Here is a 777-nt window from a genome sequence, read left to right on the forward strand (position 1 = left end):
AATTAAAAAAAATCCTAAGAAAGCAAATACAATAAACTCATTCAATAATAATAAATTATTTTTAATTTTAAACATTAATTAAATCTCCTTTTATTTTTTATAATCGTTCTTTTTAGAACTTTCTGGTTTATCAATTGAATTTGTATTAGAATTGTTTTTTATTAAATTGATAAATTGAAGACTATCATCTGATAAATCAATTTCTTTCTCTATTTTTGAACTTATATTTCTTCGAGAACTTTCTGGTTGATCATCATAAGTTGTTGATAATTGATTATTATTTTTTCTTTTATTATATTTGTTGATTGCTTTTGTAATACATTTTTGTTTTTTTCAAGAGTTCATCTTTTTTTTCGTCATTAATTTTGAAATTTACCAATTCGTTTTGTATTGAAAATTCTGCATTTATATACAAAACATATTCTTCATCGTTAGAAATTTCATTATTATTACTATTTTTATTACCCATTCCCATAACTTGATAATTATTAGTGATGAATAATAATCCTAATAAAATCAATACAAATATATTCAATAATAATAAATTTGTTTTTAATTTAAACATCAATTAAATCTCCTTTTATATTGATAATAACAATAAAATATATTTTAAATTATTATTTAACGTCTTATAGGATTGTTTCGTTGATTTTGATTGTTTTGTTGAGGCATAGCGTTGTGAAGAATAATTTGTTGAGCAGCGATACGACTACTTAATTCAATATTTTGCCTCACAAGATTGTTAATAACTTCTTCAGAAGAGTTATTATTTCTAGC

Annotated in this window: 1 protein-coding gene; it reads right to left on the reverse strand. The window is 21.0% G+C overall.

Annotation, left to right across the window (positions count from 1 at the left end; translation table 11 throughout):
• Positions 1-292 precede the first annotated feature (292 nt).
• Positions 293-565, reverse strand: a complete 273-nt coding sequence (locus tag RI01_RS03895; RefSeq protein ID WP_017193074.1) for an SVM family protein — start codon at positions 563-565, stop codon at positions 293-295.
• Between the last annotated feature and the right edge of the window lie 212 nt (positions 566-777).

The organism is Italian clover phyllody phytoplasma str. MA1 (genome assembly GCF_000300695.1).
Lineage (GTDB): Bacteria > Bacillota_I > Bacilli_A > Acholeplasmatales > Acholeplasmataceae > Phytoplasma.

What these genes read in the sequence shown, in the direction of transcription:
- RI01_RS03895 (WP_017193074.1), bottom strand. Translation starts at nt 565, where the DNA reads ATGTTTAAATTAAAAACAAATTTATTATTATTGAATATATTTGTATTG.